This window comes from Pseudomonas sp. JDS28PS106 (assembly GCF_036706555.1).
Classification (GTDB): domain Bacteria; phylum Pseudomonadota; class Gammaproteobacteria; order Pseudomonadales; family Pseudomonadaceae; genus Aquipseudomonas.
Window position 1 is genome coordinate 244,413 of record NZ_JBAJGT010000006.1, and the last position, 15,681, is coordinate 260,093.

Annotated in this window: 13 protein-coding genes; 6 read left to right on the plus strand and 7 right to left on the minus strand. The window is 62.4% G+C overall.

Annotated features, from left to right (window positions below; genetic code table 11):
* Positions 1-63 precede the first annotated feature (63 nt).
* From TRP66_RS12560 to gcvH, 3 genes are all read left to right on the plus strand, one after another.
* Complete coding sequence (locus TRP66_RS12560; RefSeq protein WP_333402637.1) at positions 64-1,680, plus strand: ABC transporter permease; 1,617 nt, start codon at positions 64-66, stop codon at positions 1,678-1,680.
* Positions 1,681-1,834: 154 nt separating this feature from the next.
* Positions 1,835-2,917: a glycine cleavage system aminomethyltransferase GcvT gene (gene gcvT, locus TRP66_RS12565; RefSeq protein WP_333402639.1), complete on the plus strand. Its 1,083-nt coding sequence runs from the start codon at positions 1,835-1,837 to the stop codon at positions 2,915-2,917.
* A gap of 44 nt (positions 2,918-2,961) precedes the next feature.
* Positions 2,962-3,348, plus strand: coding sequence for a glycine cleavage system protein GcvH (gene gcvH / locus TRP66_RS12570; RefSeq protein WP_333402641.1), 387 nt, complete (start codon positions 2,962-2,964; stop codon positions 3,346-3,348).
* Positions 3,349-3,407: 59 nt separating this feature from the next.
* Here gcvH and TRP66_RS12575 read toward each other — a convergent pair whose 3' ends face one another.
* The 3 genes from TRP66_RS12575 to TRP66_RS12585 form a co-directional block, all read right to left on the minus strand.
* Entirely contained in the window at positions 3,408-3,728 is a 321-nt protein-coding gene (locus TRP66_RS12575; RefSeq protein ID WP_333402643.1) for a DUF2388 domain-containing protein, read from the minus strand.
* A 152-nt stretch (positions 3,729-3,880) separates the two neighbouring features.
* Complete coding sequence (locus TRP66_RS12580) at positions 3,881-5,665, minus strand: GspE/PulE family protein (protein ID WP_333402645.1); 1,785 nt, start codon at positions 5,663-5,665, stop codon at positions 3,881-3,883.
* 105 nt (positions 5,666-5,770) lie between these two features.
* Entirely contained in the window at positions 5,771-6,118 is a 348-nt protein-coding gene (locus TRP66_RS12585) for a hypothetical protein (RefSeq protein WP_333402647.1), read from the minus strand.
* A 125-nt stretch (positions 6,119-6,243) separates the two neighbouring features.
* On the opposite strand from TRP66_RS12585, the gene TRP66_RS12590 reads away from it, so the two are divergent.
* A complete protein-coding gene (locus TRP66_RS12590) occupies positions 6,244-6,714 on the plus strand; it encodes an Lrp/AsnC family transcriptional regulator (protein ID WP_333402650.1) in 471 nt (156 codons plus the stop codon).
* A 75-nt stretch (positions 6,715-6,789) separates the two neighbouring features.
* Here TRP66_RS12590 and TRP66_RS12595 read toward each other — a convergent pair whose 3' ends face one another.
* The gene (locus TRP66_RS12595; RefSeq protein ID WP_333402652.1) at positions 6,790-8,157 is read right to left on the minus strand and encodes a CYTH domain-containing protein; all 1,368 of its coding nucleotides are present in this window, start codon (positions 8,155-8,157) and stop codon (positions 6,790-6,792) included.
* A gap of 162 nt (positions 8,158-8,319) precedes the next feature.
* Between TRP66_RS12595 and argE the strand changes: the two genes are divergently transcribed.
* A complete protein-coding gene (argE, locus tag TRP66_RS12600; RefSeq protein WP_333402654.1) occupies positions 8,320-9,468 on the plus strand; it encodes an acetylornithine deacetylase in 1,149 nt (382 codons plus the stop codon).
* Between the two features lie 145 nt (positions 9,469-9,613).
* Positions 9,614-10,912 (plus strand): amino-acid N-acetyltransferase, encoded by a 1,299-nt coding sequence (argA, locus tag TRP66_RS12605; RefSeq protein WP_333402656.1) that lies wholly within the window; start codon positions 9,614-9,616, stop codon positions 10,910-10,912.
* 134 nt (positions 10,913-11,046) lie between these two features.
* Here the strand turns inward: argA and gshA are convergent, their stop codons facing one another.
* The 3 genes from gshA to TRP66_RS12620 all read right to left on the minus strand — a co-directional run bounded on the left by gshA (position 11,047) and on the right by TRP66_RS12620 (position 15,565).
* Entirely contained in the window at positions 11,047-12,636 is a 1,590-nt protein-coding gene (gshA, locus tag TRP66_RS12610) for a glutamate--cysteine ligase (protein ID WP_333402658.1), read from the minus strand.
* Positions 12,637-12,860: 224 nt separating this feature from the next.
* Positions 12,861-13,244, minus strand: coding sequence for a PaaI family thioesterase (locus tag TRP66_RS12615; protein WP_333402660.1), 384 nt, complete (start codon positions 13,242-13,244; stop codon positions 12,861-12,863).
* Positions 13,244-15,565, minus strand: a complete 2,322-nt coding sequence (locus tag TRP66_RS12620; protein WP_333402662.1) for a Tex family protein — start codon at positions 15,563-15,565, stop codon at positions 13,244-13,246. The genes TRP66_RS12615 and TRP66_RS12620 overlap by 1 nt, the downstream gene beginning before the upstream one ends.
* Positions 15,566-15,681 lie beyond the last annotated feature (116 nt).

Sequence of the window (15,681 nt, forward strand, 5' to 3'; positions counted from 1 at the left end):
ACGCCTTCACGTCCGCTCCTTCGCTCCGCGGGATCCATCCCACCTCTGCCTGAGTCCACTCCTTTGGCCCATCCTGCCCAGCGTCGCTGGTATCCCCTGGTTTTCGCCATCGCCGCGTTGGTGCTTCTGCCGCTGAGTGTACTGGTGCTGTCGTGGGAAAGCGTCGACAGGGAAATCTGGTCGCATCTGCTCGACACTCAGATGACGCGTCTGTTGGGCAACACCCTGACGCTGATCGTGGGGGTTGGTGTAGGCGTAACCTTGCTGGGCGTGAGTCTGGCCTGGCTGACCAGCCTGTGCGAATTCCCCGGCCGGCGCTGGCTGGACTGGGCGCTGATGCTGCCGTTTGCCATTCCGGCTTACGTACTTGCCTTCGTCTTTGTAGGTCTGCTGGACTTTGCCGGGCCGGTGCAGAGCCTGTTGCGAGAATGGTTCGGCACCGGGCTGCGTCTGCCGCGCGTCCGTTCTACCGGCGGGGTCATTCTGGTCTTGGTGCTGGTGTTCTATCCGTACGTATATCTGCTGGCGCGTACCGCATTTCTCGCTCAGGGCAAAGGCTTGATGGAAGCTGCCCGGGTACTCGGACAATCGCCTCTGCAAGCGTTCTGGCGAGTGGCGTTGCCGATGGCCCGGCCGGCCATCGGCGCGGGCGTGGCGCTTGCCCTGATGGAAACGCTGGCCGATTTCGGCGCGGTGTCGGTGTTCAATTTCGACACCTTCACCACTGCCATCTACAAGACCTGGTACGGATTCTTCAGCCTGTCCAGCGCAGCGCAACTGGCGAGTCTGTTGCTGCTGGCCGTCATGGTGGTGCTGTACGGCGAACGCCGGGCGCGAGGCGCCAGTCGCCCGACCAATGAACGACCGCGCGGCAAGGCTTTGTATCACCTGCATGGCGTCAAGGCGCTGGCTGCAACGGGCTGGTGTGGGCTGGTCTTTCTCTGCGCTTTCGTCGTCCCGGTGCTGCAACTGATCGTCTGGGTCTGGCAACGCGGCCGTTTCGACCTTGACGAGCGCTACACCGGGCTGATCCTTCATACCCTGTATCTGGGCGGGATGGCCGCGCTGATCACGGTCGGCGTTGCGCTGATCCTGGCCTTCGCACGGCGGATGGCGCCCACCACCGCGATCCGCTCGGGCGTCAGCCTTGCCAACCTTGGCTACGCGCTGCCTGGCTCGGTGCTGGCGGTGTCGATCATGCTCGCTTTCAGCTACCTGGATCGCGTGCTGGTCATTCCGTTGTCCGCCTGGCTGGGCGGTGCCGGCAAGCCGCTGCTGCTGGGCAGTCTGTCGGCCTTGTTGCTGGCTTATCTGGTGCGCTTCATCGCAGTGGCTTACGGGCCGCTGGAAAACAGCCTGGCCCGCATTCGTCCGTCCTTGCCGGAAGCAGCCCGCAGCCTAGGGGTCAGCGGCCCGAGGCTGTTTGTGAAGGTCTATCTGCCATTGCTCGTGCCGGGTGCACTGAGTGCCGCGCTGCTCGTCTTCGTGGATGTGCTCAAGGAAATGCCTGCCACGCTGCTCATGCGGCCGTTTGGCTGGGACACGCTGGCGGTGCGAATTTTCGAGATGACCAGCGAAGGCGAATGGGCGCGTGCCGCGCTGCCGGCCCTGACCCTGGTACTGGTGGGGCTGCTGCCGGTCATCGGGCTGATCCGGCGTTCGGCCCGACAGATCGGTTAGGTGCGGGTCTCCCCCCTTGCGGCTACAATGCGCCGCAATCGGTGCAGTCTGTCAGACTATTCGATAAGCCATCATGCGCTGCAAACCCCGAATCACGGGGGCTTGTCGGTCATCTGACGGTCCGCACCCTCGCCACGCCCGGAAGGAGAAACCCATGGGACAGCGTACCCCACTCTTTGACCTGCACCTCGCGCTCGGCGCGAAGATGGTCGATTTCGGTGGTTGGGACATGCCGTTGCATTATGGATCGCAAGTCGAGGAGCACCATCAGGTGCGCCGCGATTGCGGGGTGTTCGACGTCTCTCACATGCGTGTGATCGACGTGATCGGCAGTCAGGCCAAAGCCTGGCTGCGCTATCTGCTCGCCAACGATGTCGACCGCCTCAAGAGTACCGGTCGCGCACTGTACAGTGCGATGCTGGACGTGGGTGGCGGGATCATCGATGACATGATCGTGTACCTGACGACCGCCGGATATCGCTTGGTGGTCAACGCGGCGACCGGCGCGAAAGATCTCGAATGGATGCACTCCCAGCGGGCGGGTTTCGATGTTCAGCTCGTTCCCCGCGATGAAATGGCGATGCTGGCGATCCAGGGGCCGCGCGCCAGGGCCAGGATCGCCGAGCTGGTCAGCAGCGCCCGTGCCGAGTTGATCCATCAGCTCCAGCCTTTCGAAGGCCGCGACGACGGCGACTGGTTCATCGCGCGTACCGGTTACACCGGGGAAGACGGGCTGGAGATCATGCTGCCCGCCGGTCAGGCGCCCGGTTTCTTCAACGATCTGGTGGGCGCGGGCATTTCTCCGGTGGGCCTCGGCGCACGCGATACGCTGCGGCTGGAGGCCGGTATGAACCTTTACGGCCAGGACATCGACGAGAGCGTATCACCGCTGGTGTCGAACATCGCCTGGTCGGTGGCTTGGGAGCCGACCGAACGCGACTTCATCGGGCGCGCGGCATTGCAGGCCGAACGCGAGCGTGGCGTGGCGTTCAAACTGGTCGGCCTGGTGCTGGAAGAGCGCGGCGTGCTGCGGGCGCGCCAGGTCGTGCGTGTCGCAGAAATTGGCGAAGGAGAGATCACCAGTGGTAGTTTCTCGCCTACGCTAAGCAAATCGATTGCCTTGGCCCGCGTCCCCACGGCGACGGCTGACCGCGCCGAGGTGGAAATCCGCGGCAAATGGTATCCCGTGCGGGTGGTCCGGCCGGCGTTCGTGCGCCATGGCAAGGTCCTTATCTAACCTATCTGGCGGGTTTCCGCTGACTCGATGTAGAGGATGACTAAATGAGCAATATTCCCGCCGAACTGCGCTTCGCCGAAAGCCATGAATGGGCCCGTATGGAGTCCGACGGTACCGTGACCGTTGGCATCTCCGACCATGCACAGGAAGCACTGGGCGATGTGGTGTTCGTGGAATTGCCGGAAGTCGGCAAGGTCTTCGCCGTTGGCGATGCTGCCGGAGTGGTCGAGTCCGTGAAGGCGGCTTCGGACATCTATTCGCCGGTGGCCGGCGAGGTGACCGCCGTCAACGACAAGCTGGGCGATGCGCCTGAGTTGCTCAACAGCGAGCCCTACGACGCCTGGATCTTCAAGATCAAGCCGTCCGATGCCGGTGGTGACCTGGACAAACTGCTGGACGCCGCTGGCTACAAGAGCGTGATCGGCGAGTAAGTCTGCCGGAAATGAAAATGCCGCTTCGATGAGCGGCATTTTTTTGCCTGGAAGAACGCTTATTGGTTCTCGGCAACCAGGTTCTTGGCCAGGATGGCGTTCGCCAGTTCCATGTCCGACGCCTTCAGGTCTGGATTGTCCTGACGAACCTGCTTGATGGCGGCTTCCAGGAACGGACCGCGAATGTTGCCTTCGCTGGCGACGAAACTGCCTGCATCGTCCTGCGCGGCGACGATCAGCTTGTGGTCACGGAAGGTGAGGTAGGTCGACGCGGTGGTCGCGCCCGAGGACAGTACGTCCCGCCAGAAACTGTCGGCCATCGCTGACTCGACTGGAAGAGATAGCAAGGCGCATGCAGCAACAGCTAACTTGAGACGCATGATCAGTACTCCAACTGTGGTTGTTCTGATCCGTTGGATAGCCGCTGCGCTGGACTAGTTCAATAAGCGTTCTAGTGGATCGCCAGCAAGCTGGCTCCTACACATTCACCCGTAGGAGCCAGCTTGCTGGCGATCCTTCTGGCTGGCGATAATCACCGCTGCTCGCTCTGCGGCGTGACGCGCAACACTTCCTCCAGCGTGGTCAGCCCCGCTGACACCTTTTGCGCGCCTGACAGGCGCAGGCTGCGCATGCCTTCCTTGAACGCCTGACGGCGCATCGCAGTCAGGTCAAGGTCGGCTGAGATCAGCGCTTTGACGTTATCCGACATCAGCATGATCTCGTAGACCCCGGCGCGACCCTTGTAGCCGGTGTCCCGGCATTCCACGCAGCCGACCGCCTGATGCGCGCCGCTCGGAACGGGCGCTTGCCAGGGGCGTGTGAGGGTCTGCCAATCGGTTTCGTTGAGGTTGATCGGCGCCTTGCAGTACGGGCACAGCGTACGCACCAGGCGCTGAGCCATGACGCCCAGCACTGTCGCCTTGAGCAGGTAATGCGGCACGCCAAGCTCCAGCAGGCGACTGATGGCGCTCGGCGCATCGTTGGTGTGCAGGGTGGAGAGCACCAGATGCCCGGTTAGCGCGGCCTGAATCGCCATTTCAGCGGTTTCCAGATCCCGGATCTCGCCAATCATGATGATGTCCGGGTCCTGCCGCATCAGTGCTCGTACTCCGCTGGCGAAGGTAAGGTCGATGTTGTGCTGGACCTGCATCTGGTTGAAGGCCGGCTCGACCATCTCGATGGGATCCTCGATGGTGCACAGATTGACCTCGGCGGTCGCCAGTTTCTTGAGCGTGGTGTAGAGAGTAGTGGTCTTGCCCGAACCGGTCGGGCCGGTCACCAGAATGATGCCGTTGGGCTGGCGGGTCATTTCCTGCCAGCGACGCAGGTCGTCACTGGAAAATCCCAGCTGATCGAAATTCTTCAGCAGCACCTCGGGGTCGAAGATCCGCATGACCATTTTTTCGCCGAACGCGGTGGGCAGCGTGGACAGCCGTAGCTCGACCTCACCGCCCGCGGGCGTCGCGGTCTTGACCCGCCCGTCCTGAGGCTTGCGCTTTTCCGCGACGTTCATGCGGCCCAGGCTTTTCAACCGGCTGACGACTGCCATGACCACTTGCGGCGGAAACTGATAGACGTTGTGCAACACCCCGTCGATGCGGAAACGGACCGTGCCTTGCTCACGGCGCGGCTCGATATGAATATCGCTGGCGCGCTGCTGGAAGGCGTACTGGAACAGCCAGTCCACGATGTTGACGATATGCGCGTCATTGGCATCAGGCTCCTGGTCGCCGGAGCCCAGCTTGAGCAGCTGCTCGAAGTTGCCAAGATTGCTGATCTTCTGCTCGGCGGAGTTGGCTCCGCTTACCGATTTGGCCAGCCTGAAAAACTCGAGCGCGACGCGCTGGATGTCCACCGGATTGGCGACCACACGCTTGATCGGCAACTTCAGGACATGAGCGAGATCTGCCTCCCATGAATTGACGTAGGGCTGGGCGCTGGCGATGGTCACGGCCTCGCGGTCGATCGCCACCGCGAGGATCTTGTGGCGCTGCGCAAAGGCGTAGGACATCAGCGGCGTCACCGCCGTGACGTTGATCTTCAACGGGTCGATGCGCATGTAGGGCTGGCCGCATTGCTCCGCCAGCCAGGCGGTCAGCGTTTCCAGATCCAGTCGCCGGCCTGGTCGCTTGAGATTGTCGAACTGCAGCGAGGCAAGGAATTCGAGCGGATGCAGCTGAATGTTCGCGGCGCTGCGTCGTTGCGTGATTGCCGTTTCGGCGTCGTCCTGCGCCAGATATTCCTGGGCCACCAGGTCACGCAACAGGTCATTGAGATCCAGCCAGCGATCCTGGGACGAGGGGGCGAGAACTGCCATGCGCGCTCCTTGAACTTATCATCGTAAAACCGATGAGCAAGAGTAGCGCCCCGGCAGCATCCAGCGATCTTCGCTGTATGACTGGCGGTTTCGAAGAAATGGCGTTCAGCCAGCCGCCAGGGCAACGTGAGGTTGTAGAGGGTGGACTGAATCGAGCTGAGTCAGTTCTACCGAGCATACATCGATAAGGTTGCGCATTTTCTCACCAATGACCTGCGCGCGGTGCCAGCTCAGCCCGTCGACCGTCATATCGATCAGCAGCAGATCCTCATCGCGAACCACGCCCACTTCCTTCGGCACCAGGTATTGCATGGCAAGAAAGTTGAGCACCTGGCAGAGCAGGGCGGGTTCGGCATGGGCCACGACTTTGTAACTCGCACCGCAATGGATCGCGTTGCCGGCCCAGCTGTCAGGGCGATGTGCAGGGGCATTCACGGCTTCAAGAGTGGGCATGGGAGGATCTCCGGATGGGTGAAGCCAGTCTTGCATGCCGCGGCAGAAACTTCTGGTCTATGATCGACTTATTTCAGTGTTTTACGAATTGATGATGCGCCTAGGTGCGAAAATTGGAATTGATTATGTCGACAGAGCTGGACAGCTATGACCGAAGGATTCTGGAACTGTTGCAGGAGGACGCTTCGCTTTCCAGCGCCCAGATCGCCGAGCAGGTCGGACTGTCCCAGTCGCCTTGCTGGCGCAGGATTCAACGGCTCAAGGACGAAGGCGTCATTCGCAGGCAGGTGACGCTGCTGGACCGCAAGAAGATCGGCCTGAATACGCAGATCTTCGCTGAGGTCAAACTCAACGCCCACGGGCGCTCCAACTTCACCGAATTCACGGATTCGATCCGGGGCTTCCCGGAAGTGCTGGAGTGCTACGTATTGATGGGGTCGGTGGACTTTCTGCTGCGCATCGTTACGCCCGATATCGAAGCGTATGAGCGATTCTTCTTCGAAAAGCTGTCGCTGGTGCCGGGGATTCAGGAAGTGAATTCGACTGTGGCGCTGTCGGAGATCAAATCGACGACCAGTTTGCCGTTGGCCAAGTAACCTCACGGAACAAAATAATCGCCAGCAAGCTGGCTCCTACGGTGTAGGAGCCAGCTTGCTGGCGATCCCTATCTGTTACAAACGCAACAGCGCCTTCCAGCCCCGGCTCTGGTTGACGGCCATCGCCTGCTGAACACGTGCGTCAAGGACTTCATCGCTGATGTCCAGCCGCGCCAGTTCTTCGAGCTTGTTCATTTCGCCATACAAACGATCCAGTTCCGGCAGCTCCAGCGCGCCGCGGGCCCAGTGTAGCCAGGCCTGAATACGCTCGATCCTCGGCAACTGTTCGGCCAGATCTTCCGGTTGCTGCTGGTAACGGTCCAGTTGCAGCGCTGTCGCTTCATCGGCGAGCAGGCGTGGCAGCCAGCTGTACAGCAGCGCCGCGCCCTGGCGGTTGCCGCGGTTGCTGCGCTCGGCGGTCCAGCCGCGCTCGAGCAGCCAGCGCGAAGTCGTCAGCGAGAATTCGCCCCAGCGCGGATCGAGCAGCTCTTCGAGAAATTGTTCATGCGCGGCACTGCGCACGTCGGCATCTTCCCGGCCAACCTGAACCAGCGGCCGCCAGTCCTCAAGCAGGGCGTCCAGTGCCGAGCGCAACTGCGCGGTGGTTGCACGAGGCGCCGCCTGGCCCAGGCTGCCGGTCAACGCGCGAAGCTCGGCAAGCACTTCGACCCAGTCCTGAAGCAGGCGCCAGTGACCGTTGAAACGGTACTGCTCGGCCAGACGTTGACTGCTACCCAGCAGATGCCAGGCCAGTGCCGAATAAGCATCGTCCACCGGGGTCTCGGCGGAGAGCTCAGGCGCCGGCAGAGTCACCGAATAGCTGCTCGCATCCAAAAGACGATAACCCCGTTCTGCCTTGCTGATGTCGCACGGCATCAGCGGCAGTGTCGCGGCCAGTTCGGCAGCCAGTTCCAGCAGCGCGGCCGGTTCGCCTTCGCGAAGTTCCAGTTCCAGCTCGCAGATTTCCTCTTTCAGCTTGCCCGCCACGACCTGGCCAAGATCCAGAGCGGCTTCGATGACCACTTTGGTCTTGCCGCGGCCCCAGGCGATTTCGGCTTTCTCGCGAACGAAATCGGTGCTGAACAAAGGCTTGATGGTTTTCTTGTCCAGGTCCGCCAGCTGCTCGGGCCAGAAATCGCCCTCCAGCTTTTTCAGGTCCAGTTTGGCCTTGGGCAGATCCCAGTTGTATTCGTTGCGCTCGGACAGCCCCGCCACGCTCTGGCCACGGGTTTTCATGGTCTGGATGACCTGATCGCCGTCGCGGCGGATGCGCAGCGCGACCTTGGCCTGGGCCAGTTCTCGCTCCGGCGTGTCGAAATACTGGTTCGACAGGTCATGGCGCTCCCAGCCACTCTTGTTGCGCTTCTTGAGCAGCGGGTGTTCACGCAGGGCAGCGAGGGTCTCGCGGCTGACGCGGAGTTTGATTTCTGTTTCTTTGTGCATGGCCGGGGGAATCCAAACGCTGATGCTGATGACGGAAGCGCAGACCATTGATGCATGGCTGCCAAGGGCGTCAGTGTACAGGACATGGCCGGTAACGGTTTATTAGTGGGCCGTGATGCCCCTATGATGGGGCGTGTCTCGACCCGACCCCAGGAAGCGCCCATGCCCTTGCCGTCCATGAAAGACCAGTTCGCCGCCTTGATCGCCACACCCTCGGTGAGTTGCACTCAGCCTTCCCTGGACCAGTCCAACCGCCCCGTGATCGATCTGCTGGCGGGCTGGCTGGGGGATCTGGGGTTTGCGTGCGATATCCAGCAGGTGTCGCCAGGCAAGTTCAATCTGCTCGCGACCCTCGGCTCGGGTCCTGGTGGCCTGGTGCTGGCCGGTCACAGCGACACGGTCCCATATGACGACGCGCTGTGGAGCACCGATCCGTTGAAGCTGACCGAAGTCGATGGCCGCTGGGTAGGACTTGGCAGCTGCGACATGAAAGGCTTCTTTGCCCTGGTCATCGAGGCGGTGCGTGGCGTGCTGGACCAGCCGTTCCGTCAGCCGCTGCTGGTGCTTGCTACCTGTGACGAAGAAAGCTCGATGGCTGGCGCCCGCGCCCTGGCAGACGCCGGACGCCCGCTCGGCCGGGCGGCGGTGATCGGTGAGCCGACCGGCCTGAAGCCGATTCGCCTGCACAAGGGCGTGATGATGGAACGGATCGACATTCTCGGGCGCAGCGGACATTCCTCCGACCCGAGCCTGGGTCACAGCGCGCTGGACGCCATGCACGACGTCATGACCGAGCTGCGCGGTTTGCGCAACCAGTGGCAGCTCGAATACCGCAATCCGCAGTTCACCGTGCCGCAGCCGACCCTCAACCTGGGCTGCATCCACGGCGGCGACAACCCCAACCGGATCTGCGGCCAATGCTCGCTGGAGTTCGACCTGCGCCCGTTGCCGGGGATGGACCCGCAGGTGCTGCGCGGGGCGATCATGCACAAGCTGCGTCCTTTGGCCGAGCAGCATCAGGTGCAGATCGACTTTGCCCCGCTGTTTCCCGAATGCGCACCGTTCGAGCAGTCCGCCGACGCAGAACTTGTCCGCGTCGCGGAACGTCTGACCGGCCATACGGCGGAGGCGGTAGCATTTGGCACCGAAGCGCCTTATCTTCAACGCCTTGGCTGCGAAACGCTGGTACTCGGCCCGGGCGACATTGCCTGTGCACACCAGCCCGGCGAACACCTCGAAATGTCACGCTTGCAGCCTACAGTGCGTCTGTTACGCCAGTTGATCGAACATTATTGCCTGAGCCCGCGATAAAGCGGCCCAGGCACTGACCCCGGGGCATTATCCCCGGCATCCACCAGAGGAGCGCGCGCGTGTTGCCAGGCCTGTCACGACGATAACCACCACAACGTTGTGCGTGTTTTTGTCTTTCGTCCCTTTTTCACAGGCTGTTGCTGTCATGCCCGATTACGTTAACTGGCTCCGCCACGCGTCTCCCTATATCAATGCCCACCGCGATTGCACGTTCGTCGTCATGTTGCCTGGCGAAGGCGTAGCGCATCCAAATTTCGGCAATATCGTTCACGACCTTGTCCTGTTGCATAGCCTGGGCGTGCGGCTGGTACTGGTGCACGGCTCGCGCCCGCAGATCGAAAGCCGCTTGAGCCAGCGCGGCATCACGCCTCGCTTCCATCGCGACCTGCGGATCACCGACGCCGAAACCCTCGACTGCGTGATCGACGCGGTCGGCCAGCTGCGTATCTCCATCGAAGCGCGCTTGTCGATGGACATGGCGGCGTCACCGATGCAGGGCTCGCGTTTGCGGGTGACCAGCGGCAACGTCGTGACGGCCCGCCCGATTGGCGTGCTGGAAGGCGTCGATTACCAGCACACCGGCGAAGTGCGTCGGGTCGACCGCAAGGGGATCAACCGGTTGCTGGACGAGCGGCATATCGTGCTGCTGTCGCCGCTGGGCTACTCGCCCACGGGTGAAATCTTCAATCTGGCCTGCGAAGACGTCGCGACCCGCGCTGCGGTCGATCTGGGCGCCGACAAGCTGTTGCTGTTCGGTGCCGAGACCGGCCTGCTGGACGAGCAGGGCCGTCTGGTCCGCGAACTGCGGCCACAGCAAGTGCCCGCGCATTTGCAGCGCCTGGGCAGCAATTACCAGGCAGAACTGCTGGACGCGGCGGCCGAGGCCTGTCGCGGCGGTGTAGGGCGCAGTCATATCGTCAGCTATGCCGAAGACGGCGCGCTGTTGAACGAGCTGTTCACCCGCAACGGCGGCGGCACCCTGGTCGCCCAGGAACAGTTCGAATCGATTCGTGAAGCGGCAATCGAGGATGTCGGCGGTCTGATGGACCTGATCACGCCGCTGGAAGAGCAGGGCATTCTGGTGCGTCGCTCACGGGAAGTGCTGGAGCGCGAGATCGAGCAGTTCAGTGTGGTCGAGCGTGAAGGTCTGATCATCGCCTGTGCGGCGCTGTATCCTATCGCCGATTCGGAGGCGGGCGAACTGGCCTGTCTGGCCGTCAATCCCGAATACCGCCACGGCGGTCGCGGCGACGAGTTGCTGGAGCGCATCGAGAACCGCGCCAGGGCGGCGGGCATCAAGACCCTGTTCGTGCTCACCACCCGCACCGCCCACTGGTTCCGCGAGCGTGGCTTCGAGCCGAGCAGCGTAGACCGCCTGCCGAGTGCCCGAGCGTCGCTTTACAACTTCCAGCGCAATTCCAAGATTTTCGAGAAGGCGTTGTAGCCGCTGTCCCGCGATTCTCTGTTTTACATCTGGAATGCGCTGTCGCGAGCAAGCTCCCTCCCACGGTCGTATGCATACCCTTTGTGGGAGGGACCTTGGTCGCGACGGGGTCGACGCGACCTGTCAGGTATCAATCAGGTACTGATCGCCAGAATGCTCGCCTGATAGGCACCCACGAACGTATCGAAATCCACCACTTCCTCAGTGGCTTCGAGCTGCGCCTGTTCTTCTAGAGAGCTTTTCGCGACGGCCTCGAAACGCGCCTGTTCGGTGTCGCTCAGCGGCGTGCTGCGGAAATAATCAGCATGCAGCTTGCTCTGGCGTAGCGAGAACGCCGCGAAACTCTCGTTGTTCGCCCTCATGCTGGCCAGCACTCGTGCAGATGGCGTCAATGCCGAGTCGTCGACCTTGGCCTGCTGCGCGGCGATGGACATGCGGTGCTCGTCGATGCCCTGCGCCTGATCCAGCAGCTGCGCGATAGGCGCGATTTCCTTGAGCAGTTCCTCGGCCCAGGCCTTGAGTTCGACCGGCGCGTTGTTGCGCATCAGCGTCAGGCCCGGACGGCGGCCTTCCTTGACCACGGTCAGGAAGTTCGCATTGGCATTGCCGCATTCATGGCTCGCCAGTTGAGGGCTCTCCTGCAGCGCACAGAACAGCACGAAGGCGTCGATGAAGCGCGACTCTTCCAGACTGATGCCGGTCGGCAGAAACGGGTTGATATCCAGGCAGCGCACTTCGACGTACTGCACGCCCCGCGCCATCAGGGCCTGGATCGGACGCTCGCCCGAGTAGGTCACGCGCTTGGGACGAATGTTGGAGTAGTACTCGTTTTCGATCTGCAGCACGTTGGTGTTGAGCTGCACCCACTCGCCCTGTTCATCGTGCGTGCCGACCTTCACGTAATCCGGATACGGCGTCGCGACGGCACGGCGCAGGCTGTCGGTGTAGCTTTCCAGGTCGTTGTAGCAGGGCGTGAGACCCGCCTGCGCATTGCTCTGATACCCCAGATCGCTCATGCGCAGGCTGGTGGCGTATGGCAGATACAGGGTATTGGCGTCGAACTGCTCCAGCTGATGCGCCCGGCCACGCAGGAAGCCCGCATCCAGCGCGGGCGAGGCGCCGAACAGGTACATCAGCAGCCAGCTGTAGCGCCGGAAGTTGCGGATCAATGCGATGTAGGCGTGGGACTGGTAATCCCGATCGTCGCCGGCGAAAGACTCGGTCTGGCGCAGCAGCGTCCAGACGCTCTCGGGCAGCGAGAAATTGTAATGAATGCCGGCAATGCACTGCATGGTCTTGCCGTAGCGCAAGGCCAGGCCCTTGCGATAGACGTATTTGAGCTTGCCGATGTTGGACGTGCCGTAATACGCGATCGGAATGTCTTCTTCGGCCGGCAGCGGGCAGGGCATCGACGGGCTCCAGAGCAGCTCGTCACCCAGCTTGCTGTAGGCGAAGCGATGAATCCGGTCAAGGCTGGCCAGCGTCTCGGCCGGGTCCTTGAGCGCGGGAGTGATGAACTCCAGCAGCGATTCGGAATAGTCGGTCGTGATCTGATCGTTGGTCAGCGCCGAGCCCAGTGCCTGGGGATGCGGTGTGCGAGCCAGCTCCGCCTGATCGGTGACGCGCAGGCATTCACGTTCGATACCATGCAGACACTGCTCCAGCAGGGAGAGGTTGTTGCGCTCGCCGAGCAAAGCCAGGCGGCGGTTGAGAAGTTCGCTCAAGGTGGAATCCTTCACGCATCAGTCGCCCCGATATGGGGGTGGACACGACGGTCAACAAGGGGTGAAGAAAGGAATCGGCGTTGTCGCCTGTCTGGTTAGTAACGCCGGTTCGCAATCCGACTTTTCGTCGTACAGCCTGAATGGACACGGCACCACGTCAATGGTGCCGAAATTACCCCAAACAGCCCATGCGCAGCTAGGCTCAGTTGCAACACGCGCTGTCGTCAGACGACAGCGAAGGTGCCTTGAGCCTTGGCGACCAGCTTGTCGCCCTGCACCACCTCGGCTTCGACCACCAGTGTGCGGCGGCCCGCATGCAGGACCTTGGCGGTGCAGGTCACTTCGCCATCCGACACGCCGCGCACATAGTTGATCTTGCATTCGATGGTGACGCTGCGCTGATCGAAGCCGTGGGAGCTGGAGCAGGCCAGGCCCATGGCGATGTCGACGAGGCTGAAGATCGCCCCGCCATGCATCACGTTGCCCCGATTGCGCAGATGCGCCTCAAGCGGCAGGGCGACTTCGGCCACGCCCTCGCCCAGGCTGCGCAACTGGCAGCCGAGCATCTTGAAGTAGGCGCTCTGGGTGAACTCTTCCGGGATATCCATCAACGTTTCTTCAGCTGTTTGGCATTGGCGAACAACGATGCCATGGCATTGTTGGCCGGCGCGGCAGTGGCCGTTTCACGGCGTGGAGCGGAGGATTGTTGACGGGGCAACGAGCCCGGACGGGGACCGCGCGCGCCATCGATCTTCTCGCCCGGCGTATCGCTCATGCGCATCGACAGGCCGACACGCTTGCGTGGAATGTCCACTTCCATGACCTTGACCTTGACCACGTCGCCGGCCTTGACCGCTTCGCGCGGGTCTTTGACGAACTTTTCGGACAGCGCCGAAATGTGCACCAGACCGTCCTGATGGACGCCGATGTCCACAAAAGCGCCGAAGTTGGTGACGTTGGTCACCACGCCTTCGAGGATCATGCCCAGTTTCAGGTCCTTCAAATCCTCGACGCCCTCCTGGAACTCGGCGGTCTTGAACTCGGGACGCGGGTCACGGCCGGGTTTCTCCAGTTCTTGCAGGATGTCGGTGACGGTCGGCAAGCCGAAGGTTTCGTCGGTGAATTTCTTCGGGTCCAGACGCTTGAGGAAAGCGGCATCGCCGATCAGAGAGCGAATATCCCGGTCGGTCTGCGCCGCGATGCGTTGCACCAGTGGATAGGCTTCCGGGTGCACCGCCGAGGAGTCCAGCGGGTTGTCGCCGTTCATGACCCGCAGGAAGCCCGCGGCCTGCTCGAAAGTCTTTTCCCCGAGGCGGCTGACTTTCTTCAGGGCGGCGCGGGTCTTGAACGCACCGTTGGCATCGCGATGGGCGACGATGTTCTGGGCCAGCGTGGTGTTCAGGCCGGAAATCCGCGCCAGCAGCGCCACCGAGGCGGTGTTCACGTCCACGCCCACGGCGTTCACGCAGTCTTCCACCACCGCATCCAGGCCGCGCGCCAGTTTCAGCTGGGAAACGTCGTGCTGGTACTGGCCCACGCCGATGGACTTGGGATCGATCTTGACCAGCTCGGCCAGCGGGTCCTGCAAGCGACGGGCGATGGACACCGCGCCGCGGATCGAAACGTCCAGGTCCGGGAATTCCCGCGCGGCCAGTTCCGAGGCCGAGTACACCGAAGCGCCGGCCTCGGACACCATGACCTTGGTCATCTTCAGGCCTGGGTATTTCTTGATCAGCTCGCCGGCCAGCTTGTCGGTCTCGCGGCTGGCGGTGCCGTTGCCGATGGCGATCAGGTCGACCGAGTGCTTGGCGCAGAGCGCGGCCAGCACGGCGATGGTCTGGTCCCACTGGTTTTTCGGTACGTGAGGGTAGACGGTGGCGTGGTCGAGCAGTTTGCCGGTGGCATCCACCACGGCAACCTTGCAGCCGGTGCGCAGGCCCGGATCCAGGCCCAGCGTGGCACGCGGGCCGGCCGGCGCGGCCAGCAGCAGGTCATGCAGGTTGTGGGCAAAGACATTGATGGCTTCGGTTTCCGCGCCGTCGCGCAGCTCGCCCAGCAGGTCGGTCTCCAGATGGCTGTAGAGCTTGACCTTCCAGGTCCAGCGCACTACTTCGCCCAGCCACTTGTCCGCCGGGCGGTTCTGGTTCTGCAGGCCGAAGCGCTCGGCGATCATCATCTCGCACGGGTGCAGCGTACCGGGCAACTCTTCGCCCACTTTCAGCGCCGAACTCAGTACGCCTTCGTTACGGCCACGGAAAATCGCCAGCGCGCGGTGCGACGGCATGCTCTTGAGAGGCTCGTCGTGTTCGAAGTAGTCGCGAAACTTCGCGCCTTCCTCTTCCTTGCCAGGCACCACGCGGGCGCTGATGACCGCTTCCTGCTTGAGGAAACCGCGCAGTTTGTCGAGCAGCGAAGCGTCTTCGGCAAAGCGCTCCATGAGAATGTATTTGGCGCCTTCGAGCGCGGCCTTGACGTCGGCAACGCCTTTCTCCGCGTTCACGAAGCGCGCGGCTTCGGCGTCAGGCGTCAGGGTCGGGTCGTTGAACAGGCCATCGGCCAGCTCGCCGAGGCCCGCTTCGAGCGCGATCTGGCCTTTGGTGCGGCGCTTCTGCTTGAACGGCAGGTACAGGTCTTCCAGGCGGGTCTTGGTGTCGGCCAGCTTGATATCGCGCGCCAGCTCCGGGGTCAGCTTGCCTTGCTCTTCGATGCTGGCAAGGATGCTGACGCGACGCTCGTCGAGTTCGCGCAGATAGCGCAGGCGCTCTTCCAGATGGCGCAGTTGCGTGTCATCGAGGCTGCCGGTCACTTCCTTGCGATAACGGGCAATGAAGGGCACGGTCGAGCCTTCATCCAGTAGTGCGACGGCCGCTTCGACCTGTTGGGGGCGTACACCGAGCTCTTCGGCGATGCGGCTGTTGATGCTGTCCATAAGACCACCTGGAAATGTGAGCAAAAAACTGGGTTTGGTGCTGTCTGCCTTGCCCGAGCGACGTTCGCCGGCCTCTTGCTTCGCGGCTGGCGAACCGCCGCGGGTCAGGTGTTGCC